Source organism: Bacillus sp. VA15, from assembly GCF_055721145.1.
Genome location: NZ_JBVQPQ010000003.1, coordinates 318035 through 341833 on the forward strand (window position 1 = coordinate 318035; position 23799 = coordinate 341833).

Below are 23799 nucleotides of genomic sequence, written 5' to 3' on the forward strand. Positions count from 1 at the left end.
TACAAAAAAAGGAGCTGGTTCACATGAGAAATGAAACGCCGTTTTCTAAAAACGCCGAGATGTACCGGGATGAGAAGGTATTTGCCGAGGGGGAAGATTTAGGGTTCATGATCAAAACTGCGGAATGCCGGGCTGAGCAGCGGGTGCTGGATATTGGAGCGGGTGCTGGCCATACAGCGCTGGCATTTTCCCCATATGTACAGGAGTGCATCGGTGTTGATGCGACGAAAGAGATGGTAGAGGTTGCCTCCTCCTTTGCGCAAGACAAAGGAGCGGGAAGCGTACGCTTTCAGCAAGGAACGGCAGAGTCACTCCCCTTCCCCGACGATTCATTTGATATCGTCACCTGCCGATACGCGGCCCACCATTTTTCAGATGTCCGCAAAGCCGTCAGCGAAGTTGCACGCGTGCTGAAAAAGAATGGTCGTTTTCTCTTAGTCGATCATTACGCGCCTGAAGATCCCGTTCTTGATGAGTTTGTCAATCATTTGAACCGCCTCCGTGATCCTTCCCATGTCCGCGAAAGCTCATTATCAGAATGGCAGTCGATGTTCACTACTAATCAGCTTGAGTACCAAGAAATCCAAAAGTGGAATTTGCCGATTCAATACGAAAGCTGGATCAAACGGGGCGGAACTCCCGCCGACCGGGAAAAGCAAATCATCACCCATCTGAATGACGCATCAGACGAAGCACGTGACATGTTCCACATCAAATTGAATCAAAACGGACAGCCCGGCTCCTTTTGTTTAAAAGCGATTTTGATACAGGGCATAAAACGATAAAAAAAGCCGTGTGCACGGCACGGCTTTTACATTGGCTGATAAAGATCCCAGCCGATTTTTAATGTCTCTACAATGTAATCAGCAACCTCTTCCGGAGAAAGGTTGTCTGTTGCAACTTTTGAATTGTGTTTGTCGTAAATGACTTTTCTTTCGTTAAACAGCTGTTCCATTTCATCCATTGAACGGTTATGCAGCACAGGGCGGCTCTCGATTAATAAGTCCGCTCGCTGCTTCCAGTTCTCCCATGACAGGTCCAGATGGAGCACGAGACAGTTTTCCAGACAGCACTTTCTGATTTCCTCTTGTTTAAAAGACCCGCCGCCCAGAGAGACGATTTTGAATCGTTTATGACGGCAGATGTCTAAAATATATTCCTTCTCCGTTTTCCGGAAAAAGTCTTCTCCCTTTTCCTCAAACATCTCAGGGATTGACATGTTGAAATCCTTTTCGATCTCTTGGTCAATATCGATAAAATCTCTATATAATTTTTTAGCGACCAATTGGCCGATTGTCGTTTTTCCTACACCCATGAATCCGATCAGGACGATATTTCTTTCTCTTACTGGGATGGCTCGTTTAGCGTTCATCTTCGGCGAAATCCTCCTAAGGAATGAAATTTTTATATTCATTATATGCTTATTTTACGAATATTTATATAGATACCGGCTTGCCCGTCCTTTTCCGTTCAAGCTTTACCCGGGATAGCCTGCTCTTGGTTGTTCAAACGTTTTTGCCTGAATGACATTCATTGTACAACATTTCCGCATATATTTTAATACTTCGACGCAAAAAAGCACTAAAACCTTTCAATCTCACTGCCTTGATTGTTTTTCCCGCTGGCTCTTCGATCAAAGGGTCTTTTTTTGTATGATAAATAAGAAGGGAGAAATGTCGATTGATCATATGGATAAACGGGGCTTTTGGTTCAGGAAAAACACAAACAGCTTTCGAACTGAGCAGAAGGCTGAAACCATCTTACGTGTATGATCCTGAGAAAATGGGTTTTGCACTGCGCTCCATGATACCTCCGGAGATCGAGGAGGACGATTTTCAAAGCTACCCCTTATGGCGGGCGTTCAATTACAGCTTGCTGGCCTCCCTGACCGATACATATCGCGGCTTCATCATTGTGCCTATGACGGTTGTAGATCCTGAGTACTTTAATGAGATCATCGGCTGGCTTAGACATGATGGCAGGACAGTTCACCACTTTACACTAATGGCTTCAAAAGAAACCTTGTTAAAACGGCTGCGAACAAGAGCAGAAGGAAAAAATTCATGGGCCTCCAAACAGACAACATGTCAATTCAGGATGCGGCAGAAACCATTGCCGCAAGAGCCAATCTTACATTAGCCCCTGATACGAGAGGCAGCCTCCGAAGGTTCACCGACAGATTGATGGTAAAGCTGAATCATATCCGCATCAAATAAAGATCCCGCACATGATAAAATCCTAAAACGGTTTACGTTTTAGGATTTTATCATCTTTTTTCAGCGTGATTGAAAACCCTTGAGGTCTAGGAAGGACGAGCATTGGAGCAGACTTTCACAGGATGTGATGATGGCGGCGTTTAGGCAGGACGCCTGAGCGATTAGCCGCCGTTCCTTTCTTAACCCGTGAGCACCAACGCGCAGGACTGACAACGAATGCGAGGATTGCCGACACGCTGAAAAGCCCGCTCCGAGAGCGGGCTTTCTTTATCCTATTTCCACCAGTCATCAAACATAGACGCCGGAACCTGACGTTTATGCTCAGTTATGCTGTAGCGATTTTCCAGCGCTTCTGACACTTTCGCTGATACTTCTTTTCCTTCGAGATAATCGTCAATTTCCTCGTAGGAAATGCCTAGCTCTGTTTCATCCGCCTGCTGCGGTTTTTCGTCGAGCAGATCGGCAGTTGGTTCTTTTAAGTATAAGCGTTCCGATGCACCCAGCTCTTTCAGCAGGCTTTTTCCTTGACGCTTCGTCAATCCAGTCAGCGGCAGGAGGTCCGCTCCGCCGTCACCATACTTCGTAAAGAAACCAGTCACAGCCTCAGCGGCATGGTCCGTGCCGATGACAAGAAGGCCTTCTTGGCCGCCGATCGCGTATTGAGCGATCATTCTTGTTCTCGCTTTTACATTCCCTTTATTAAAGTCAGTCAGCTGATCACCGGTTTCCTGCTGATACTGATCAGAAAACGCGCTGACTGTGGACTTAATGTCGAACTTCCATGATTTATCCGGCTTAATGAACTTCAAAGCAAGCTGGGCATCGTCTTCATCCTGCTGTGTACCATGCGGAAGACGGACCGCGATAAATTGAGCGTCTCCGCCCTCCTCACGAATACTTTCCACCGCAAGCTGGGCCAGGCGCCCCGCGAGAGTTGAATCCTGTCCACCGCTGATTCCTAACACAAAGCCTTTAGCGCCGGTTTTTTTCAGATATTGTTTTAAAAAATTGATTCGGTCCTCAATTTCTTGCTTTGGATCAATTGAGGGCTTCACATGTAATTCACGCATAATCTTTTCCTGCATGCTCATCCCAATCATTCCTCCTGTACAATTCGCTGTTTCTTATTTGATCATTTCCCCAAATTGATGAAAATGAATCATGACAATTATGTATCCCTTTAAATATAGCACAGGTCTTGATTCACAGTGAACAAGAGAGATCAGCTGACTTCCACCCGTATAGACGTTACGCTATCGCCATTGCACTTACCTTTTTCTATCGGGCAGGAAGAAAACGCGACAACCAAATCCATTTCCGCCCGCAGCCTTACATAATCCCCGGCATTCGAAAGCGGCGTTTCTACAGACAGGTTCCCTTTCTCATCAAGGACAGTATTCATAAAAATCGCAAACGGATAATGCATGTGAGGCTTCGGTACGCCAAATTGCTCAAGCGCACGGTTCATATTGTCATAGCACGTATCCTGAAACTCATCCTTTTGCTTCCCATATAAGAGTCTGTTCATATCAGGACGGCAGGCGGGAAGCAGCAAATCATGCTTGCCGACCGTATCTTCAATCAGCGTCAGCATCGGTTTGTATAGATTCGAGTAGATATGATCGTTGACTTTCACATGAATGGAATGATTGGCATCAATCGTTGCTCCCTGATCAAGATGCTCATAAAAATCCTTGGCATGGTACGCAACAAAATCAGCAACTTGCTGCCCTTCTACATCAACCACCTTTAAAATCTGCCCCTTTTTCAGCTTCAGCCCAAGCCCTTTTTTCGGCTCCACGATATATTGCTGTGTCATTGCTTCGCTCCTTTTTTCATTAGTATGAGCGTTCTCCGCCTTCCCCATGTAAAAAGAGGCAAAAATCCGATGTATATAAGCTTCGGGCGGGTCGCAATCTAACCTTAGATAAAAGGGGTTGAAATGATTATGAGTCAAACAAAAAAAGACCAGCAAAAAGGAAATTTGTCCTGGTGGCAGCTATCATTAATCGGTATAGGATGCACGATCGGAACAGGATTTTTTCTCGGTTCCAGCATTGCAATAGTGAAAAGCGGTTTTTCCGTTCTGCTGTCATTTTTGATCGGGGCGATCGGCACGTATTTTGTATTCGAGCAGCTTGCCAAGCTATCGGCAAAACAGCCCGAAAAAGGCTCGTTTTGTGCATATGCGCGAAAAGCGTTTGGCAGATGGGCCGGCTTCAGCAACGGCTGGGTGTACTGGTCATCAGAAATGCTGATTACCGGAAGCCAGCTGACAGCCATTTCGCTATTTACGAAGCACTGGTTTCCTCAAGTGCCGTTATGGGTGTTTGCTTCAATCTACGCGGTACTTGGGCTACTGATTATTTTCACCGGACTGTCTGTTTTTGAGAAGACTGAAAACGTACTGGCAGTCATCAAAACAGCCGCTATTTTTATGTTTATTGTGATTGCCATCCTGGCATTATGCGGTATCCTGTCTGGCGGAAAGCACGATGTACAGGTTCCAAATAAGACGAGTGAGTTTTTCCCATATGGCGCCATGGGGCTTTGGACAGGTTTAATCTACGCGTTTTACGCCTTTGGCGGAATTGAGGTCATGGGGCTGATGGCGGTTCACTTAAAAAAACCAGAGGAAGCGTCTAAATCAGGGAAACTAATGCTGGCGACGCTGGCGATTATTTATATTATTTCGATCGGACTGGCCTTGCTGCTGGTTCCATTAGACATGTTTACTGAGCAGGACAGCCCGTTCATTACGTCGTTAAAAGGATATAACCTTAAGATCATCCTTGATATTTTTAACGGGATTTTCATTATTGCCGGGTTCTCGACCCTCGTCGCTTCACTGTTTGCGGTTACGACATTGCTATGTACGATGGCTGATGACGGAGACGCGCCGAAATGCTTTACTTTAAAGGAAGGCAAAAAAATATGCTGGCCGGCGCTAGGACTGACGTTTGCAGGGCTTGTTCTATCCATTATTCTGTCCTTAGTGCTGCCCAAAAACATTTATGAGCACATGACGACAGCGGCGGGGCTAATGCTTTTATACACTTGGCTGTTTATCCTGTTCTCCAGCAAAAAGCTGACTGATCCCAAGGGAATGGGGAAAACGCAAATTTATTTAGCGATGATTCTGATTGCTGCGGCTGTGTCCGGCACACTGTTTGAAAAATCAAGCCGGCCCGGTTTTTTTGTAAGCATAGGTTTTCTCGTGATCATTGCCATCGTTACGATGATCTATCAAAAAAAGCAGGGACATAAAGACCGCCCTGCCAGCTCGTGATTTATTTCATTTTGTTGAACATGTTCTTTAAATAAGAAAACGGGCACTTCGATACCTGTTTTTCGTCGTCACGGAGGAAATACTGTTTCCATTCGCGATTATTCTTTCCTCCGTACCAGCCTAATTGCGGGTGAACCGGAGCTTGATCGTAGGCCTTTAAACGGGATCGGATCAGCCTGCTCATGTTGCGGCCAAAAGCGGTTGATCCATTTAACTCTTCAAACACCCATCTTGGCTGAAACGTGATCATAAAATAGGGAAAGCTCCGGCTTCTTCTCGCTTCGTGCCCCGGTGTAGCGCACAAAATAAAGTACGGCTCGCCGTCAAAACAAAACTCCCATTTATAATGCTCGGGATCGGCCGGAATGTCTTCCGGCCACTCTTTTTCGTCCTGGTGACTCAGTCTATTTAAAAAGCTCCAAAACAGCTCTTCATACGCTTCAATCGAATAGTGCTCAGCCAAATCTTCCGGTGTATCAAACAACACAACGAGGGATGCGTACTTTCCCGTGTCCCGCGATATCTTGCCGTACTCCGCAAGCAGTGGTGCCAGTTCCTCCGCTGTACGGTTTTCCCGCGGATCTCCAGCAAAAGTAATACGAAGCTGATCTGTCAGAAACGCCTGGCGTCCGGGAATGCACGGAAACGTATCCGCGTCATCCGCCACAGTTTCTGCCAAAAGCTCAAAAGCGATTCTTTGCCATTCAGGGAGTTCAGCTTGATTACGTTCCAGAAAACTTTTGGTGTAAATCCCATTCACCATTGATCCACCTCCAGTATCATCTGGATACTATATTAAAACTGGAGACGGCAGGTGACTGTCCTTCATGAATCAGCCCAATAACTGTCTGATGCCTTGATAACCGAAGTAAAAGCCAAATATAAGGAGGGATACACCAGCGATTCCGGTCAATCCTCTCAACAGCTTTTCATGAAGCAGATTTCTGAACATGCTGGCTGTAATCGCCATGCAAAAATCCCAGATTAAAATGCCGATCATGATGCCGGAGCTATAGATCAGAAGCTGATTCATATTGTAGGCCTCTGCTGTTTTCGCAAGTATGCTCCCATAAATTCCGAGCCAAAAAAGGATGCTCAATGGATTTGACAGTGAGATGAGAAAACCCGAAGCGAATGTTTTCCTATATGACACTTTTCCTCGCGAGCTTCGCACATCCATCGGTTCTCTGACATTTTTCAGCGTTTCAATTCCGGTATAGGTCAGAACAAAAAAGCCGAAGAGCCACAAAAACGTTTTCACAAATGGAGCGGTCAAAAACTGTGAAAGCCCGAAATAGATAAAAAGCATGTACAGTCCGTCCGCTGTCATGGCGCCTAAACCAAAAATCCATGCATGCCAAAAACCGTTTTTAATTCCTTTGTCTATTTGCGCCGCATTCACTGGTCCCACAGGCGCAGACAAGGACAGTCCCAGCACAATATAGCTCAAAAAAATGTTCACCGGCCCGTACTCCCTTCTCTTACGTAACTTGTACAATTTATTCGGGAACGGGCCAAGCTATGCACAAAAATCGCTTACTGTTTCAGACGTTTAAGTTCTTCCTCCACAATATCGGCGGCTTTGCCTACGAAACTGAAAATGAGTTCTAGTTCTTCTTCTGTATACTCACGGCACAAATCCATCGTCGACTCTGACAGAGAACGGAACAAATCCTTTACATGTTTCTTTGAAGCGGTCAATGGGACGATTATGACTCTTCTGCGGTCGTTCGGATCCTTTTCACGAGCCACATACCCCGCTTTTTCTAGCCGGTCAACAAGCGCCGTGACCGAACCTGTGCTGAGGCCCGTCTTTTTCCCCAACTCTCCGGCAGTCATCGGCCCTGCTTCATTTAAGATGTCAGCTGATTTTAAATCGGTGGGAAACAGACCGAGAGCTTGAGCGGCTGCCTGATGAAACAGAACCGTTCTTGTGCCCAATTTCCGAAAAAGCTGAACGGCAGTCTTTTCCAACTCACTTCTGGAATTTCTTGTTGACAACTGACAGTCCTCCCTATAAAATCGAATTTATCTTGATAATCGAGATATTTAATAATCAAACTATTATCATGATATCAGAACTTACATAGAAAAGTAAGAGGAGGTAGAACAAATGGACACAACATCAGCAAAACAGGCTTCCACCAAATTTGTGGTCCTCGGTCTCCTGCTGGGCATCTTGATGTCGGCGATGGACAATACGATTGTTGCCACCGCGATGGGCAGCATCGTAGCGGATCTTGGAAGCTTCGATAAATTTGCTTGGGTGACGGCGTCTTATATGGTGGCGGTCATGGCTGGGATGCCGATTTACGGCAAACTCTCCGATATGTACGGCCGAAAACGTTTTTTCCTGTTTGGACTTATTTTTTTCTTAATCGGGTCGGCTTTATGCGGGATTGCACAGACGATGAATCAGCTGATCATCTACCGGGCCATTCAAGGGATTGGAGGCGGCGCGCTCCTGCCGATTGCCTTTACCATTATCTTTGATTTGTTTCCGCCGGAAAAACGCGGAAAGATGTCCGGCATGTTCGGTGCTGTATTCGGATTATCCAGTGTTCTTGGGCCGCTGTTAGGCGCGATCATTACAGATTCGATCAGCTGGCACTGGGTGTTTTACATCAATGTGCCGATCGGCGCATTGTCATTGTTTTTCATTATTCGCTACTACAAAGAATCTTTGGAGCACAGAAAGCAGAAAATTGACTGGGGCGGCGCGATTACTTTAGTCGTATCAATTGTATGCCTGATGTTCGCTCTTGAGCTTGGCGGCAAAACTTACGATTGGAATTCTATTCAGATCATTGGCCTGTTTATTGTATTCGCCGTTTTCTTCATTGCCTTTTTTATTGTGGAGAGAAAAGCGGAAGAACCGATTATTTCTTTCTGGATGTTTAAAAACAGGCTGTTTGCCACAGCACAGATTCTCGCTTTCCTGTATGGCGGAACATTCATTATTTTAGCGGTATTTATTCCGATTTTCGTTCAGGCAGTATACGGCAGCTCAGCGACAAGCGCGGGCTTCATTTTGACGCCGATGATGATTGGGTCAGTCATCGGAAGCATGATCGGCGGGATCTTCCAAACGAAGGCAAGCTTCCGCAATTTGATGCTGATATCTGTTATCGCTTTCTTTATCGGCATGCTGCTTCTTTCTAATATGACGCCTGACACAGCACGGGTATGGCTGACAGTCTTTATGATGATTTCAGGCTTTGGCGTAGGCTTTAACTTCTCCCTGCTGCCGGCGGCATCGATGAACGATCTTGAACCTCGTTTTCGGGGAACGGCCAACTCTACAAATTCATTTTTGCGGTCATTCGGCATGACCCTGGGCGTCACCATTTTCGGAACGGTGCAAACAAACGTATTCACAAACAAGCTAAGCGACGGCTTCAGTGGCATGAAAGGCTCATCAGGCTCAGGCGCTGCGCAAAATATCGGCGACCCGCAGGAGATTTTTCAAGCAGGAACACGTTCCCAGATTCCTGAGGCAATCCTGAATCGCATTATTGACGCGATGTCATCAAGCATCACATATGTCTTTTTACTCGCTTTGATTCCAATTGTCCTCGCGGCGGTTACCGTTTTGTTTATGGGAAAAGCCAGAGTGAAAACAACAGCGGAAATGGCGAAGAAAGCAAATTAACAAAAAAGCAGTACATGGCTGACATGTACTGCTTTTTTCGATTACAACCCTAATTTTGCAAGAATAAACGTCCATATACAAATGATCAATAACAGAATCAGGCTATACGCCACTGTCCGTTTAAACAGTTTAGATTCCTTGCCTGTCTGGCCAACCGCTGCGGCAGCGATGGCGATGGACTGAGGAGAAACAAGTTTTGCCATCACCCCGCCCGCCGTATTTGCAGCTAACAGCAAATCAGAACCCGCACCGATCTGCGCTCCGGTGACAACCTGTAAATGTCCGAATAAAGCGTTATTGCTGACAACTGAACCGGTAATGAACACGCCGATCCAGCCGAGAACGGGACTGACAAACGGGAACAAGTCTCCTGTTTTCGCCAGTGCTAATCCAATTGAAGAGCTGAGCCCTGCGAAGTTGGCCAGATTGGCAAATCCCATCACGAAGCAGATCGTCATAATCGGCACCCACAGCTCTTTTCCTGTCTCCTTCAAGGAAGCAAAGGCAGCCCGATAAGAGAAATTTTTGCTGAACAGCCCTGTCACGATGACCGCCGCTAAAATCGCTGTACCAGTCGCTGACAGCAGGTCGACTTTAAAGACTGCATCTAACGGCATGGCAGATGGCGCAATCGGCGGCATTTTCATAATTTGCTGATGCAGGAAAGGCATTTTCAATAGGAGCGTTGTTTGATATAACAATCCGCCTTCTTGGAAAAGCGCTTTGAAGGCAGGAAGGCTCCAGATTGTGATCGCTGCAGTTAAAATGTAGAAAGGAGACCACGCTTTTGCAATGTCTGCGGCACTGTATGCTTTTTTCTCGCCAGTCTCGCCGGCTCCTTCCTCCCGGTAAATCTCTTTCGGCTGCCAATTGCGGAGGAAGAGCGCAAGCCCGCCCATACTGAATAAGGCCGCCAAAATGTTTGCTAATTCGGGTCCGAGCACCGCCATTGTCAGTGTCTGAACCGCTGTATACACACCGCTCACAACCAACAGGGCAGGCCATGTCTGTTTGATTCCTTTCATTCGGTCTAATAGGAATACAAGCAGAAACGGAATCAAAAATGAGATCATCGGCAATGTCCACATCAATGTCCGTGACAGCTCAAGAGCAGACAAATCACCAATCTGCGCCCCTGTGATTACAGGAATCCCGATCGCCCCAAAGGCTCCAGAGGCTGCGTTCGCAATCAAGCAGAGAGCCGCCGCTTTTAACGGTTTAAAACCAAGTTCGACGAGCAGCGCCGCACTAATCGCAATCGGAACACCAAAACCGGCCGCGCCTTCTAAAAACGCGTTAAAACAAAAACCTATTAATAATAGCTGTAATCGTTGGTCAGGCGAAATGCCGGCAATGCTGGAACGAATAATGGTAAATTTCCCGGTTTTCACTGCGATTTTATACAGCCACACCGCCATCAGAACGATGTAGCCAATCGGCCACAGCCCGCTCCCGATTCCTAGCAAAACAGAAGAAATTGCTTTTTCAACCGGCATATGAAATGCCAAAACGGAGACGAAGAAACTGACGGCTAAGGTAAGAAATGCCGCAAGAATGCCTTTCATTTTAAAATCAGTTAAAGCCAAGAGAAAAAAGAGAATCGGAGTGAGCGCCACAAGTGCGCTCACATACTCGTTTCCAAACGGATCATACAACTGCTCCCACATTGACAATCAGCCCTTTACTCTATAGTTGCGATTAGTTGACCTTTTGTTCTGCAAAATGAGGTTTTAAAATGTTTTTAAGGACACCTGCGCTGTGAAGGAACTGTTCTTTTTCTTTCTCATTTAAGTTCAGCTCAGTGATGCCTGCAATACCTCCGCGGTTTACGACAGCCGGAACGCCGATGTACACGTCGTCTGCGCCGTATTGTCCGTCTAAATATGTGCTGACAGTTAAAATGCTGTTTTCATTATGAAGAATGGCTTTTGTAATGCGGGCAAGGCTCATCGCAACACCATAATAAGTCGCACCTTTTTTCTCAATGATATGGTAAGCGGCGTTTTTCACGTCATCTACGATCTGGTCAAGCTCCTCTTGTTTATACGCATCGTTTTTCTCAACGAGTTCACTGACCGGCACACCACCGACATTCACGTGGCTCCAGACAGGAAGCTCTGTGTCGCCGTGCTCTCCGATAATATGCGCGTGCACGTTTTGAGGCGCTGCGCCAAAGTATTCGCTCAGCATGTAACGGAATCTCGCAGAATCTAGTGTTGTGCCGCTTCCGATCACCCGCTCTTTTGGCAGGCCGCTGAATTTCCATGTAGCGTAAGTCAGAATATCAACCGGATTTGTCGCGATTAAGAAAATGCCGTCAAATCCGCTCGCCATGACTTCACTGACGATACCTTTGAAAATCTTTAAGTTCTTTTCTACTAATTCAAGGCGTGTCTCTCCAGGTTTTTGGTTTGCTCCGGCGCAGATGCAGACAATATCAGCATCCTTGCAGTCTTCATATGTTCCGTAAGATGTTTTGACCGGTTGCGGCGCAAACGCCTTTCCGTGGTTTAAGTCCATCACATCGCCCATTGCTTTTTCTTTATTTAAATCAATGACCACAAGCTCATCTGTGATCCCTTGGTTTATTAACGCAAATGCATAACTGCTTCCAACAAAACCCGCTCCGATTAAAGCTACTTTATTTACATGTTTGTTCATCATTAATCATCCTTCCAGGGTATGTTTTTCTTTGATGTTTGTTTGTGAAGTATTTCACATTTATATTGTGCAACATTTCACAAACTATTGCAAGAGAAAAGTTTTGTCTGATTTATGAACAAAAAAAGAAACCATCAAGGATGGTTTCTACCGGTAAGTCCCGTCTAACCTTGCCCTCAATGAGGAAGAGAACCGCTTAAGCCAGAGTCGTTATATAAGCCATTTTGCACGTAATCAAAGCCAGGCTGGTTCTGTCCGGGCACTTGGGCGCTGCCATTATTAAAAATCACTTTGGCGTTCGTTGTATCCGTATCCGCAGGCAGCGTCAGCGTGTAAATTCCATCTGCATTCTTAGTCATTGCTTTTCCCGGCCAGGATCCGGTCAATTCTATTGCCCGGCCCCCATCATGTTTATAGATATAAGCATTTACTTGGCCCCAATGATTTGGATTTTGATAGCCAATGGTTTTGGCCGCAGAAGGGTCTCTTTTTACAAAGCTGTATTCCTGAGTCCTCGTTACACCATCACTGTTCGTTCCTGTTAACGTGATGGTGTATGTTGTGCCAAACGGATCTCCTTTTCCGATCGTTAAGTGGTCTCCATCCTTAAACGCTGTCTCTTGCCCATTATTGATTTGATAAACGGCTTTTGTTGTATTCGCATCTGCACGCAGAGTGATCGTCAGTTGATCGTTGAAAGAATGTGTTACACCTGTTTTGACATTCTCAAGGAAGACATGAGGCGCATTTGCAATATCATCAGAATAAAGAACAACTACAGATCTGGCATTAATCGTGCCTGTCAATTTGCCGTCTGTTACTTGAAATGAACCGTTCCCAGCTTTATTATCATACCTGCCATCAGGTAATTTCGTTGACGTATTGATGGTAACAGAAGATGAACCTGCATTTGCCAGCACAACGCCGTGCGAGCCGCGCTGATTCATGAATATCTGGTTGTTACCATTCGGGTTCGAGAGTTCCTCAGGCTGTCCATCCATCACATTGTGAAATCTATTGACCGCAGTGATAGCCTGATCTTCAAATAAAGCACTCCCACGATCGCCTATTTGGCTTTTCCCCGGGAATCTGACACCATTTCCGCCGCCCTCAGGTCTGGAAAAGAAGAGAGGCGTACTGCCTGAGCGAGAAGCAATCACTGCCCAGCCTAAGCGAATATCGTCATCGCTCATCCATGTAGACTCTTCCTCATCATTGGCATACGTATCATGCGATTCCACCCATGTGACTAACTTGTCGGCAGACACCTCTGATGCATAATGGGAGATATTCGACACGCTAAGATTGCGATTCTTTAACGCGGACCTTATGGAATGTCCATAATTAGATGCTGTCACATTCATATAATTCGCATATGCAGCATCTCTGGAGGCACTATCTTGCAGGATTTCTCCGTATTGGAACTCCGCAGATGTATTTGTGATATTCGGCCAAAATTGACTGCCGTAATTCCCGTCATCCGGAAGCTCTATATGTTTGGCCGCATCATATCGAAATCCGTCTGCGCCGTCATTCAATGCTCTTTCTAAGAAACGTTTCAGATAGGACTGTACTTGTGTATTTTGTGTATTCCAATCATATAGCCCCAGCAATGAATTCTGCGTGACATCCCATCGATCGGACCAGTTTTTAATTTGTGTGTTTCCATGTGTCCAATTTGGAATACTCTTAATCTCATTGGAAATCGCGGCATAGTCACTGGTGGTATGATTGATAACCGCGTCAACAATGACCTTCACGCCATATTCTTCAGCGGCTGCGCACATTTCTTTAAATTCTTGTTCAGTACCTAGGTAACGGTTGCCAATTTGATATGATGTCGGCTGATACAACCAGTACCAGTTCGACATGCTTTTATTTCCTTGGTTCCCTTCCTTTACTTGGTTAATCGGAGACGTCTGAATCGCTGTATATCCTGCATCATGAATATCCTTCATATTATGTTTTAACGTATTGAACGACCAATTCCAAGCATGAAGAATGGTCCCGCTTTTGATCGATGGCGCTGCCAGCTCATTCGATGTGTTCTGTGTTTCAGCATTCGCAGCCGCCGGTCCTCCCAGTACCAAATGAAACAGCAATAAAAAACCAGCGAATAACGGCAGTAAAGAGGTTTTGAATCGTTTTTCAAACATTCTTGACACTCCTTATTTGATTTTTGAAGACTTACTGCGGAGTCAAAAATCCCTCTTACTTTATTCTTCCGCTTCCTCCTTTCAAACTAATGTGAAGACTGGAGAATTTTGTTAACGCTTACATGTTAAATTATCACAATCACTCTATCAAAACAACTTGATAGAGTGAATTCAAATCAATATTCCTATAGAAAAAGCTGAACGGAACTGTGAGCGTTTTCCCTCACTAAACAAAAAAAGAAACCATCTATCAAGATGATTTCTTCTTTACTTCTTCTTTTACCGCTCTTCTGTAAGCCAGCTTCACAATCACGTACCGAAGCAGGAACAGAACGCCGCCGCAGACGATAAAAAGAAGGATCATTTTCAGCCAAGCGAAGAATGTATGGGGAATCCCCCTGTCGTACATCGTAAGCACCACTACCGCAAAGGCGACCGCAATTGATTCTATTCGCTGCTGCTTCACCCGTTTTTGCAGTTCTTCTTCGGTGTCTATTCTCGGCATGAGCATTCCACATGCTGCTGCCCTGATGCAGTAATATAAGATAATGATGAACAAAAACACAAGGCTTGCAGCCCATTCTTTAAACGGAAATTCAAACATAATGCCGCGGATGATCACATCAAGCAACGCAAAAGCTCCCGCTATCATCCCAATCTCCGACCAGATTTTTTGTTCTTTTTTTACTCTCTTATTTTCCCCATTCACGCCTGAAAGTCTATTACGCAGATTATTCATGACCTTCCTCCCGCACTTTTACGAATGGCTTATGGCTTACATGTTACAATAACAGCCTGCGCTTCTGCAATGGATAACTTAAAAGCCCGCCGTACAAGCCGGCGGGCAGCAATCGTTAAAACGGCCCCCAATTGATCATGACACCGATCACAATAAATACAAGTCCGATCAAGAACCAAATCAGAGCAAGCGGCACCATAAACCGAAGCCACTTGACGTACGGAATGCCGCTGGCGGCAAGCACCGCCATGAGAACGCCGGATGTCGGGTTCACACAGTTGACGACTCCTTCTCCAAGCATAACCGCTTCCACCGCAACCTGTCTCGTAATTCCCATCAAATCAGCGAGCGGCGCCAGGATTGGAATAAATACAACGGCTTCCCCAGACCCTGAAGAGATGAGAAAATGAAGCAGCGCACTGGCGATATACATGCCGATGGCGCCGGCAATCGGGCTGAATCCATCCAAAAGCGAAGCCAAAGCATTGACGACTGTATCGAGGAGCTTGCCATTTTCAAGAATGACGGAAATGCTTCGTGCCATCCCGACAATCAGTGCCCCGTACACGAGGCTTTGGCAGCCCGTAATGAAGGTTTTGGCAATATCGTTTGCCGCAAGCCCGCCTATTAAACCGGCAAGGACAGAAATAAAAATAAACGTAGCAGCCATTTGGGAATCAGACCAGCCCAGCTTTAAAGCGCCGTATAAAAATCCAATCAGCGACAGTCCCGCTACAGCCAAAATGAGCTTATGGCGAACAGTAAAAGGCACTGACTGATCTTCTTCTGTATCCGCTTGACCCATTCCTGCCGCCGGGAACCAATTTGTCCCTAACACACTGGCATCCTTTGATTTTTTCAATTTTCTCGTATACAGATAGATATAAATAATAGAAGACAGCAAAAAGCATATGTATATCACAACTCGCAGGCCGATCCCCGAAAAGAGCGGCAGCTCCGCGATTGATTGCGATAAACCGAGCGGGGACGGTGATAAAATAGTAGAGTTAAATCCAGCGTAGCAGCCGATGTAAATAACAGCGGCGCCCGCGACCGCGTCCCATTTTAAGGATCGTGCGACAATGAGGCCGATGGGGATAAATCCGATTACTGAATTCACGACAATTCCGGTTGTTCCGAGAATGGAGAACAACGCGCCCACAATACAAATAAATAATAATTGCTTTGTGCGGAATTTGCTGATGACGTTGTAAATCAGGCCGTTGATGGCACCCGTTTTTTCAAAAATGGCAATGGTGCCGCCTGTGAATAAAATCAGAAAGATGATTGGTGCTGATCCGACCATTCCATCCTGAAGAGACGTAAAAAAGCTGATCAGGCTGACCGGAGACTGTTCAATAGAATGATAGCTTCCCGGAACAGCAGTGGTGACATCCCCCTTTGTCACGCGGTCAAATTCACCCGCCGGCACAATATATGAGGCAATGGCGCAAATGAAAGCAATAATAAATAAGAGGACATAGGCATCAGGCATTTTAAATGTCGTTCGTTTTTTCTTAGGCTGTGTTTCGGCTGCTGGCATACTCATATTTCGATCCATCCTCTCTGTTTGAAAATATTCATTATTCTGAAAAGTAGCAATATGTGCTATATTATATACAGCCTATCTTCCTGTTTCAATATAAATGAAGTAAAGAAGGTAAAATTCATTTTAATAGAAGGAGGTACTTCTTCCCATGCAAAAACTTTCCGAAGACATGAAACAAACTGTTATAGATATCTTCGAACATCTGCACGCGAACCCTGAAGTCAGCTGGAAGGAATATGAGACAACTGCATTTCTCAAACAAAAGCTTGAGGATTTAGGATGCCGGACGCGCACTTTTTCAGACTGCACCGGGGTTGTCGGCGAGATCGGTTCGGGCTCGCCGGTTGTAGCCGTTCGCGCTGACATTGATGCGCTATGGCAGGAGGTCAACGGCACATTCTGCGCCAACCATTCCTGCGGACACGATTCACATATGACAATGGCGCTGGGCACGTTAATGCTGCTGAAAAAACAGCCCGAGCTTCCGAAGGGCACGATCCGTTTTATCTTTCAGCCGGCTGAGGAAAAAGGCGGCGGCGCCTTGAAAATGATAGAAGAAGGCGTGCTTGACGATGTCAACTATTTGTACGGCGTTCACGTCCGTCCGATTCAGGAGACACAGAACGGGCGTTGTGCCCCATCTATTCTGCACGGATCAAGCCAGCATATTGAGGGAACGATAATCGGAGAGGAAGCCCATGGCGCCCGCCCGCATCTCGGGAAAAACAGCATTGAAATTGCGGCATTTCTCGTACATAAGCTCGGACTTATTCATATTGACCCGCAAATCCCGCATACCGTCAAAATGACAAAACTTCAAGCCGGCGGAGAAAGCTCTAACATCATTCCGGGAAAAGCGTCGTTCAGCCTTGATTTGCGCGCTCAGACCAATGAAGCCATGGAGACGTTAATCGCCGAAACAGAAAGAGCCTGTGAAGCGGCTGCCGCGGCATTCGGCGCGAAGATCGAGCTGCAAAAGGAGCACAGCCTTCCTGCGGCAACACAAAACAAAGAAGCTGAAGCGATCATGGCAGAAGCCATTACGGATATCATCGGGGCTGAGCAGCTTGATGAACCGCTTGTCACAACCGGCGGTGAGGATTTTCATTTTTACGCCGTAAAAGTGCCGAACCTCAAAACAACTATGCTTGGACTGGGATGCGGACTACAGCCAGGACTCCATCATCCCCACATGACCTTTGACAGAAACGCGATGTTCAATGGCATTCACATTTTGGCAAACGCCGTATTAAAAACCTTTCAAAAGGCGGAATCACTAGCTTCTGCTAATGCTTCTTAACACAAAAAAGCAGCCTGGCTACAGGCTGCTTTCTTCATTACTTCTTCAAATCTTCAATTGAGTTGACGTTTTTCATATATTGAGGCACAACAAGACCCATCTTCACGCCAGTCATACTGGCGCCTATATCGTCATATTTGCCTTTGTATTTTGCGGCGTATGCTTTATGGGTATTCGGCAGCCATGCGGAAAGGGATGCATCCGCGCTTCCCGTCGCAATCGCGGTCCACATCGGACCAGCTTCTACCTGAGTATACGTCACGTCATAGCCCAAGTCTTCTAAGACTTTGCCAACCACGTTTGTACTTGCAATCTCACTGTCCCACGCCACATAGGCAAGATTGATTTTGTCTCCCTTCACCTTTTGAACGCCTTTCGTCCACTCCGCAATCTGATCTTTGTGTTTCTTCACATACTCAGTAGCGGCTTTGGCAGGTTTCTCGCCTTCTTCCACCTTGATCATGACTTCGCCCATGTCGTCTTGCGTCCATTTAAACTGGCTCAGAAGCTTAGCGGCATTCGGCTGTTCTTTGCTGAAGCCTTTGCGTGTGATCGTATGGATTTCCTCTGCGCTGCCATAAGATTGTTTCGGATCATCAAGATATTTCAGCTTATATCTGGAGAACATCCAGTGCGGTGTCCATCCTGTAATGATAATCGGTTTCTTACGGTCGTATGACTTTTTAAGCGTTGCAGTCATCGCGGCGCTTGACGCCGAAATCAACGTCCAGTCATTCAAGTCATAATCCTTCATCGCTTTGTCGGTCAGGGCCATAATCCCTGAACCGGGGTCAATCCCGATGATGGTCTTATTCACCTGTTCAGCCGCGGTTGCATTTTCATCGCTTTCTGAACCGCAAGCCGCAAGTGAGAGCGCCAGCATGGCGGAAACACCGATACCGATGATTTTTTTAAGCATCAGGCATTCCCCCTGCTTTTCTTCTTCACTTTAATATTTTGAGTAATACGGTCCAGCGTAATGGCAACGATAACGATGGCGATACCAGCCTCTACGCCGACCCCGGTTTTCAGCTGTGTAACGGCGCTGTATACTTCAGAACCAAGTCCCGGTGCACCGACCATTGCGGCGATAACAACCATTGATAACGCAAGCATGATGCTTTGGTTGATTCCTGCCAGAATGGTTTTTGTCGCAAGCGGAAGCTGAACTTTAAACAAACGCTGAGCTGTTGTAGAACCGAACGCTTCAGTCGCTTCAATCAGATCCGCCGGCACTTGTTTAATACCGAGAACAGTCATGCGGATTGTCGGCGGCATCGCGAAGATAACAGATGCAACAACACCCGGCACAACACCGATGTTGAAGAAGAAAATCGCCGGCAATAGATATACGAAAGCAGGCATTGTCTGCATTAAATCAAGAATAGGCGTTACAATACGGCGAACCGTTTCTTTCTGGGACGCCCAAATTCCGATCGGAACCCCGACCACAATCGAAATAATCACAGATGTCAAAACAAGCGCCAATGTTTGCAGCATTGGGTCCCAATATCCTAAATAATCGATCAGGAGGAATCCAACCAATGTAAATAACGCAATTCCCCTCGTACTGATCCACCACGCAAGTGCGGCAAAAATAATCGTTAACAAAATAGATGGGATAAATCCAAGTCCGCTGACAATTCCATTTACAAAAGCGGCCAATCCGTTTGCGATTCCGTCGAAGAATCCGCCAAACGTTATTGTAATCCAGTCAACAAAACGGTCAATGATATCTGCTAAAGGTATTCTAGGCAGTCTATCCATCTTACTTCACCTCCTGTACAGAAGGATCTTGTGTTTGTTCATCAGTGACTTCAACATTAATGTAATCGTTATTGCCGGCAAGTGCGCCAATCAGCGCGCCTTTTACGACAATCCCTTTCATTCTCTGCTTCTCATCTACAACCGCAATTGGAATATTCGCATCAGAAACAACGTCAAAAATCTCTGTCAGATACGTATTCTCTGGTACAGTCGTGAATTCTGTATTTAAGATATCTTGAAGTGACAAATCAGACTCAGCCGCTTTTTTCGCATCAGCCGCGTGGATGACACCTAACAATTGCTTTTGCTTATCGACTGCGTAAATAGACGAAATCCCTAGGTTTTTCATCAATGTTAATGCCACACGAGGCCCTTTATCAATCCGCACTGTTTCAGCGCGTTTCATAATGTGTCCTGCTGTGAGGACTTTAGATAAATCAACATCCTCAACGAATTTCTCAACATATTCGTTAGATGGACTCATAAGGATTTCCTCCGGTGTGCCGATCTGAACGATGTTACCATCCTTCATCAAGGCGATTCTGTCACCGATGCGCAATGCTTCGTCAAGGTCATGCGTAATGAAGATAATCGTTTTTCCGACATTTTCGTGAAGATCAAGAAGCTCATCCTGCATATCTTTCCGAATCAAAGGATCGAGCGCACTGAACGCTTCGTCCATGAGAAGGATGTCCGGGTTATTCGTCAACGCGCGGGCAAGGCCGACACGCTGCTGCATCCCGCCGGAAAGCTGGTCAGGATATTGCTGTTCAAATCCTTCAAGGCCGACAAGCTTAAGGGACTCAAGCGCTTTTTGCTGACGCTCTTGTTTGTCTACACCTTGAAGCTCCAGCCCGTATTCTGTGTTTTCAAGTATCGTTCTGTGCGGGAACAGAGCGAACTTTTGGAAGACCATGCTGATTTTCTTCCGGCGGACTTCCCGGAGCTGGTCTTTAGACATATTTGTTATCATGTCACCATCAATGTAAATATTTCCGGCAGTCGGTTCAATAAGCCGGTTTAACAGCCGTACTAAAGTTGATTTACCGCTCCCTGATAGACCCATGATGACAAATATCTCACCATCATATACATCAAAATCTGCTTGATTTACCCCAACGGTTGATCCGGTCGCTTTCAGGATCTCTTTTTTTGTCTTTCCGTTGGCAAGCATTTGAACTGCTTTCTTTGTTTGTTTCCCAAAAATTTTAGATACTTTCTCGACTTTTATCTTAATTGGTTTCTCATCTACACTCATATTTTCCCTCCATATTAAACAATCCTTATAACCGTAACACTTATGTAACATTCCACACAAACAGCATATACTCTTTTATTCTGTACCATTTCTTTATAAACATCCATGTAGCCACATGATCTTATTTATGCTTCTAAATGCTCTGTAATCCTCCTTTATGATTGTATTTTACAGGTAATATTTATCCCTTCCTTAGTTGAAAACGCTTTTACTAGACTGGAATCCTTCTTTCTTTTATGACTTCCTGCTCCTTTACTGGAAAATAAGTTGTTATACCGACTCCAATTATGAGTTTCATGACTACGAAACTATTAGATGATCAAATCAGAGCCCAAATATGTAAAGCACTGTCTGATGAATCGAGGCTTGCTATGATTCGTACGCTTTATTACAGCGGAAAAGAACTCAGCTGAGGTGAAGTAGGTGAAAAGTGCAATATTATCAAAGCCACAGCATTTTATCATTTTAAGACGCTGCGTGAAGACACATTTCAAACATACTTGCCTAGCTTTTTAGAAACCCTCTAACGAAGGGTTTTCGCTATACATATCTGTTTCATACGCGCGAGGAACCATCGCTCCCCTTTCCAATGCCGCTATGTATGCAGGAACCACTGTCGGCACATGTGTTGCAGGCTTTTTATATCAAAACTCACAGCATTTCGGAGCCGTCACAGGATTTACTGCCATTCTGTTCATACTGTCCATGGCGCTCTACCAGACAATCAGTAAAACCGGGAAACGCCGATCTACAGCCCGAGCACAAATGTAAAAGAAGCACCTCATTCAAGAGGTGCTTTTCCTATTCAAGTTCAGTTTGTTTCGTTTCTTTTCCCATAATCAATATACAAACAACCGCGAGTAAGATTGCAATGCAAAAGATCGAGAAGATGACCGAAAACGAAATATGACGGGCTGCGAGGGTTCCGACGAGCAGCGGCCCGAAGATGCCGCCGATTCTTCCAAACGCTGCTGTTGTTCCTGAACCTGTTGCGCGAATCGCTGTCGGGTATTGCTCCGGTGTATAGGCATACAGAACACCCCACGCGCCAAGATTGAAAAACGATAACAGCATTCCAGCCGTAAGCAGAAGGCCTAAGGAATCCGCCGTTCCGAAGAAATAGGCGCTTCCTGCTGTACCTATCAGGTAAATGACGAGTATCCACTTCCGGCCGGCTTTTTCGATCAGCCAAGCGGCAGAAAAATAGCCCGGAAGTTGAGCAAGCGTCATCAGTAGGACATATTCAAAGCTTTGAATCATACTGAAGCCTTTTAGCAGCATGACACTCGGCAGCCATAGGAACATGCCATAATAAGAAAACACCACGCAGAACCAAACGATCGATAGCATGACTGTCGGCCGTATATACTGTCTTGCCCAGACGCTTTTTACATTCTCCCACACCGATTTCTTTTTGGCAGAAAGCGACTCATATTTCGGCGAATCAGGCAGACTCGTCCGCAAGTACAAAGCGTAAAAAGCAGTCAGCGCAGTTAACAGCAGGGCAGCCTGCCAGCCGAAGTTCGGTATCACAAAGTAAGAAATCAGTGCCGCTACGAGCCAGCCTACAGCCCAAAAGCTTTCTAAAAGCACAATCACTCTGCCCCGCTTTTCAGGCACAACCGCTTCCGAAACAAGTGTTGAAGCGACTGGAAGCTCGCCGCCAAGTCCCATCCCGATGACGAAACGCAGAATGAGGAATGCCGATAAGCTCGTCACAAAAGCGGAAATGCCGCTTCCGATCGAAAAGCACAAAAGGGTAATGATAAACACTTTTTTGCGGCCGATTCGATCAGCCAGCAGACCAAACAAAAACGCACCCACAGCCATGCCGATGGAATTGACGCTTCCGATCCATTTCATTTCTTCGGGCGACAGATTCCACTCCACATGGAGCGCGGCGATAATAAACGATAATATTCCGACATCCATTGCATCAAACAGCCACCCCAAACCGGCGACACCCAGCAGTTTTCGCTGGGATATAGGCTGTTGTTTTCCCATTGCCAACACCTCTGATATGCAAAATGATTACCGTTTAAGTTTACACCTGTCTTTACACATTGTCATTAACTAAATGATGTAAAAGAAAAACCCCCGCTAAGCGGGGGTTTTTTATTGCTGCAATGCTGCTTTTTTAATATTTTCCTGCAGCTGGACAATTCGTCTTGCGCCGTCTTCGCGGAGGCGTTTGTTTTCTTCTTCGATTTGTTTTGTTTCCTGCATGCCGCTTACGATCGTGTTCCAAGACGATTCGATCGTTTCAATATCTATGCTTGGTCTGCCGGCCATTCTGGCAATTTCAACACTTTGGCTCGAGATATTTTCAGCATTTCGTCTCAGCATCTCATTTGTCCGGCGATCAAGCTCGCTCATGGAGTCAGCCACAAGCTTTTGGCGTTTCACGGTAACGGCCTGAATAATGCCGTTTTTGAAAATCGGAATGGTGATGATGAACGCGGAGTTGATTTTCCCGATCAGCTTTGCATTTCCGCGCTGCAGGAGACGGATTTGAGGTGCCGTTTGAAGAGCCACCATCCGCGCCATATCCAGATCATACACCCGTTCCTCAAGCGCCTGAATGCCGTTGCGCAGTGTATCGAGCTGCATTTGCGCCAGCTGATTTCCGCTTGCCGCTTTTTCTTCGTATGAAGGAAGGATCGACTGCATCTCTTCCAGCTTCATTTGTCCGGCAACGACGTATTTTTCAAGCTCCATATAATATTTGATGTTGTTTTCATACATTTCATCGAGCGTGTAGTTCGTCTTCGTCATCTCATCTTTGTATTTCGAAATCTCAACATTGATTTTTTCAATCTCTCCGCCAAGCGTCTGATACTTTTTAAAGATTTTTTCAATCATGCTGCCGCCGCGTTTGAAAATTTTCGCCATCAATCCCTTTGGCTCATCAAAATCATTTTTATCGAAGCGGTCCATGATTTTCCCAAGCTGAGTCAGCATTGTGCCGGAGTCTGTCACGCTTGTTGTTTTCATCATCCCCAAGATGCGGTCAGAGAACTTGGAAATTTCAACGGCCGGCTCCTTGCCGTACTCAAGCAGCTCCATTTGGTTTTTGACGTCAATTTGTTGCGCAAGCCGCTTTACCTCTGGTTCCTGACGGAGCTGGAGACGGATATCGTCAGCTTTTTGCTGGGATATTTCTTCGTTTTTATCGAGAACAAGCGGGTTTTGATTTTCTGTTGTCATGCTTT

General features: G+C 45.9%; 19 protein-coding genes and 4 pseudogenes. 7 read left to right on the top strand and 16 right to left on the bottom strand.

Annotation, left to right across the window (positions count from 1 at the left end):
- Window positions 1-23: 23 nt before the first annotated feature.
- The gene (locus AC0DBE_RS11295; RefSeq protein WP_090557376.1) at window positions 24-785 is read left to right on the top strand and encodes a class I SAM-dependent methyltransferase; all 762 of its coding nucleotides are present in this window, start codon (window positions 24-26) and stop codon (window positions 783-785) included.
- A gap of 26 nt (window positions 786-811) precedes the next feature.
- On the opposite strand, the gene AC0DBE_RS11300 is transcribed toward AC0DBE_RS11295, so the two are convergent.
- Window positions 812-1372: a shikimate kinase gene (locus tag AC0DBE_RS11300; protein ID WP_003224806.1), complete on the bottom strand. Its 561-nt coding sequence runs from the start codon at window positions 1370-1372 to the stop codon at window positions 812-814.
- Between the two features lie 308 nt (window positions 1373-1680).
- Here AC0DBE_RS11300 and tmrB point away from each other — a divergent pair.
- Window positions 1681-2216: pseudogene (tmrB, locus tag AC0DBE_RS11305) on the top strand (tunicamycin resistance ATP-binding TmrB).
- Between the two features lie 272 nt (window positions 2217-2488).
- Here the strand turns inward: tmrB and nadE are convergent.
- Both nadE and AC0DBE_RS11315 read right to left on the bottom strand, forming a co-directional pair.
- Window positions 2489-3307, bottom strand: a complete 819-nt coding sequence (gene nadE / locus AC0DBE_RS11310; RefSeq protein WP_014112583.1) for an ammonia-dependent NAD(+) synthetase — start codon at window positions 3305-3307, stop codon at window positions 2489-2491.
- A gap of 131 nt (window positions 3308-3438) precedes the next feature.
- Window positions 3439-4035 carry a DUF1989 domain-containing protein gene (locus tag AC0DBE_RS11315; RefSeq protein WP_014112582.1) on the bottom strand — a complete coding sequence of 199 codons (597 nt, stop codon included), beginning with the start codon at window positions 4033-4035 and terminating at the stop codon, window positions 3439-3441.
- Between the two features lie 129 nt (window positions 4036-4164).
- On the opposite strand from AC0DBE_RS11315, the gene AC0DBE_RS11320 reads away from it, so the two are divergent.
- Window positions 4165-5505, top strand: coding sequence for an amino acid permease (locus AC0DBE_RS11320; RefSeq protein WP_472962172.1), 1341 nt, complete (start codon window positions 4165-4167; stop codon window positions 5503-5505).
- A 1-nt stretch (window position 5506) separates the two neighbouring features.
- Here the strand turns inward: AC0DBE_RS11320 and AC0DBE_RS11325 are convergent, their stop codons facing one another.
- The 3 genes from AC0DBE_RS11325 to AC0DBE_RS11335 form a co-directional block, all read right to left on the bottom strand.
- Window positions 5507-6268, bottom strand: a complete 762-nt coding sequence (locus tag AC0DBE_RS11325; RefSeq protein WP_014112580.1) for a YqcI/YcgG family protein — start codon at window positions 6266-6268, stop codon at window positions 5507-5509.
- Between the two features lie 69 nt (window positions 6269-6337).
- Complete coding sequence (locus tag AC0DBE_RS11330) at window positions 6338-6967, bottom strand: LysE family translocator (protein ID WP_014112579.1); 630 nt, start codon at window positions 6965-6967, stop codon at window positions 6338-6340.
- Between the two features lie 74 nt (window positions 6968-7041).
- A complete protein-coding gene (locus AC0DBE_RS11335) occupies window positions 7042-7506 on the bottom strand; it encodes a MarR family transcriptional regulator (protein WP_061187021.1) in 465 nt (154 codons plus the stop codon).
- A gap of 112 nt (window positions 7507-7618) precedes the next feature.
- Here AC0DBE_RS11335 and bmr3 point away from each other — a divergent pair, with 112 nt between their 5' ends.
- Window positions 7619-9157 (top strand): multidrug efflux MFS transporter Bmr3, encoded by a 1539-nt coding sequence (gene bmr3 / locus AC0DBE_RS11340; RefSeq protein WP_114151437.1) that lies wholly within the window; start codon window positions 7619-7621, stop codon window positions 9155-9157.
- A 41-nt stretch (window positions 9158-9198) separates the two neighbouring features.
- Here the strand turns inward: bmr3 and AC0DBE_RS11345 are convergent, their stop codons facing one another.
- The 5 genes and pseudogenes from AC0DBE_RS11345 to AC0DBE_RS11365 form a co-directional block, all read right to left on the bottom strand.
- Entirely contained in the window at window positions 9199-10824 is a 1626-nt protein-coding gene (locus AC0DBE_RS11345; protein WP_472962176.1) for an L-lactate permease, read from the bottom strand.
- Between the two features lie 31 nt (window positions 10825-10855).
- Window positions 10856-11821 carry an L-lactate dehydrogenase gene (locus AC0DBE_RS11350; protein ID WP_472962178.1) on the bottom strand — a complete coding sequence of 322 codons (966 nt, stop codon included), beginning with the start codon at window positions 11819-11821 and terminating at the stop codon, window positions 10856-10858.
- Between the two features lie 173 nt (window positions 11822-11994).
- Window positions 11995-13974, bottom strand: a complete 1980-nt coding sequence (gene amyE / locus AC0DBE_RS11355) for an alpha-amylase (RefSeq protein WP_472962179.1) — start codon at window positions 13972-13974, stop codon at window positions 11995-11997.
- Window positions 13975-14145: 171 nt separating this feature from the next.
- Window positions 14146-14713 (bottom strand): annotated as a pseudogene (locus AC0DBE_RS11360) (DUF6773 family protein).
- Between the two features lie 115 nt (window positions 14714-14828).
- Complete coding sequence (locus AC0DBE_RS11365; protein WP_472962181.1) at window positions 14829-16262, bottom strand: YfcC family protein; 1434 nt, start codon at window positions 16260-16262, stop codon at window positions 14829-14831.
- Between the two features lie 148 nt (window positions 16263-16410).
- Here AC0DBE_RS11365 and AC0DBE_RS11370 point away from each other — a divergent pair, with 148 nt between their 5' ends.
- Window positions 16411-17562: a M20 peptidase aminoacylase family protein gene (locus AC0DBE_RS11370; protein WP_242734826.1), complete on the top strand. Its 1152-nt coding sequence runs from the start codon at window positions 16411-16413 to the stop codon at window positions 17560-17562.
- Window positions 17563-17599: 37 nt separating this feature from the next.
- On the opposite strand, the gene opuAC is transcribed toward AC0DBE_RS11370, so the two are convergent.
- The 3 genes from opuAC to opuAA are packed head-to-tail and all read right to left on the bottom strand — an operon-like array spanning window position 17600 to window position 20587.
- A complete protein-coding gene (gene opuAC, locus AC0DBE_RS11375; protein WP_014112570.1) occupies window positions 17600-18481 on the bottom strand; it encodes a glycine/proline betaine ABC transporter substrate-binding protein OpuAC in 882 nt (293 codons plus the stop codon).
- Window positions 18481-19329, bottom strand: coding sequence for a glycine/proline betaine ABC transporter permease subunit OpuAB (opuAB, locus tag AC0DBE_RS11380; RefSeq protein ID WP_014112569.1), 849 nt, complete (start codon window positions 19327-19329; stop codon window positions 18481-18483). Before opuAB ends, opuAC begins: the two co-directional genes overlap by 1 nt.
- A gap of 1 nt (window position 19330) precedes the next feature.
- Window positions 19331-20587, bottom strand: a complete 1257-nt coding sequence (gene opuAA, locus AC0DBE_RS11385) for a glycine/proline betaine ABC transporter ATP-binding protein OpuAA (RefSeq protein ID WP_014112568.1) — start codon at window positions 20585-20587, stop codon at window positions 19331-19333.
- 287 nt (window positions 20588-20874) lie between these two features.
- Here opuAA and AC0DBE_RS11390 point away from each other — a divergent pair.
- A pseudogene (locus AC0DBE_RS11390) lies at window positions 20875-21114 on the top strand (ArsR/SmtB family transcription factor).
- A gap of 34 nt (window positions 21115-21148) precedes the next feature.
- A pseudogene (locus AC0DBE_RS11395) lies at window positions 21149-21358 on the top strand (MFS transporter); the annotation flags it as partial.
- Window positions 21359-21388: 30 nt separating this feature from the next.
- Here the strand turns inward: AC0DBE_RS11395 and niaP are convergent.
- Window positions 21389-22591: a niacin permease NiaP gene (gene niaP / locus AC0DBE_RS11400; RefSeq protein WP_014112565.1), complete on the bottom strand. Its 1203-nt coding sequence runs from the start codon at window positions 22589-22591 to the stop codon at window positions 21389-21391.
- 111 nt (window positions 22592-22702) lie between these two features.
- Window positions 22703-23794 (bottom strand): toxic anion resistance protein, encoded by a 1092-nt coding sequence (locus AC0DBE_RS11405; RefSeq protein WP_372402405.1) that lies wholly within the window; start codon window positions 23792-23794, stop codon window positions 22703-22705.
- Between the last annotated feature and the right edge of the window lie 5 nt (window positions 23795-23799).

Bases quoted from the DNA above. Each gene is read 5' to 3' on its own strand.
- AC0DBE_RS11295 (WP_090557376.1), top strand. From the start codon at position 24: ATGAGAAATGAAACGCCGTTTTCTAAAAACGCCGAGATGTACCGGGAT.
- AC0DBE_RS11300 (WP_003224806.1), bottom strand. From the start codon at position 1,372: ATGAACGCTAAACGAGCCATCCCAGTAAGAGAAAGAAATATCGTCCTG.
- nadE (WP_014112583.1), bottom strand. From the start codon at position 3,307: ATGAGCATGCAGGAAAAGATTATGCGTGAATTACATGTGAAGCCCTCA.
- AC0DBE_RS11315 (WP_014112582.1), bottom strand. From the start codon at position 4,035: ATGACACAGCAATATATCGTGGAGCCGAAAAAAGGGCTTGGGCTGAAG.
- AC0DBE_RS11320 (WP_472962172.1), top strand. From the start codon at position 4,165: ATGAGTCAAACAAAAAAAGACCAGCAAAAAGGAAATTTGTCCTGGTGG.
- AC0DBE_RS11325 (WP_014112580.1), bottom strand. From the start codon at position 6,268: ATGGTGAATGGGATTTACACCAAAAGTTTTCTGGAACGTAATCAAGCT.
- bmr3 (WP_114151437.1), top strand. From the start codon at position 7,619: ATGGACACAACATCAGCAAAACAGGCTTCCACCAAATTTGTGGTCCTC.
- AC0DBE_RS11345 (WP_472962176.1), bottom strand. From the start codon at position 10,824: ATGTGGGAGCAGTTGTATGATCCGTTTGGAAACGAGTATGTGAGCGCA.
- AC0DBE_RS11350 (WP_472962178.1), bottom strand. From the start codon at position 11,821: ATGATGAACAAACATGTAAATAAAGTAGCTTTAATCGGAGCGGGTTTT.
- amyE (WP_472962179.1), bottom strand. From the start codon at position 13,974: ATGTTTGAAAAACGATTCAAAACCTCTTTACTGCCGTTATTCGCTGGT.
- AC0DBE_RS11365 (WP_472962181.1), bottom strand. From the start codon at position 16,262: ATGAGTATGCCAGCAGCCGAAACACAGCCTAAGAAAAAACGAACGACA.
- AC0DBE_RS11370 (WP_242734826.1), top strand. From the start codon at position 16,411: ATGCAAAAACTTTCCGAAGACATGAAACAAACTGTTATAGATATCTTC.
- opuAC (WP_014112570.1), bottom strand. From the start codon at position 18,481: ATGCTTAAAAAAATCATCGGTATCGGTGTTTCCGCCATGCTGGCGCTC.
- opuAB (WP_014112569.1), bottom strand. From the start codon at position 19,329: ATGGATAGACTGCCTAGAATACCTTTAGCAGATATCATTGACCGTTTT.
- opuAA (WP_014112568.1), bottom strand. From the start codon at position 20,587: ATGAGTGTAGATGAGAAACCAATTAAGATAAAAGTCGAGAAAGTATCT.
- niaP (WP_014112565.1), bottom strand. From the start codon at position 22,591: ATGGGAAAACAACAGCCTATATCCCAGCGAAAACTGCTGGGTGTCGCC.
- AC0DBE_RS11405 (WP_372402405.1), bottom strand. From the start codon at position 23,794: ATGACAACAGAAAATCAAAACCCGCTTGTTCTCGATAAAAACGAAGAA.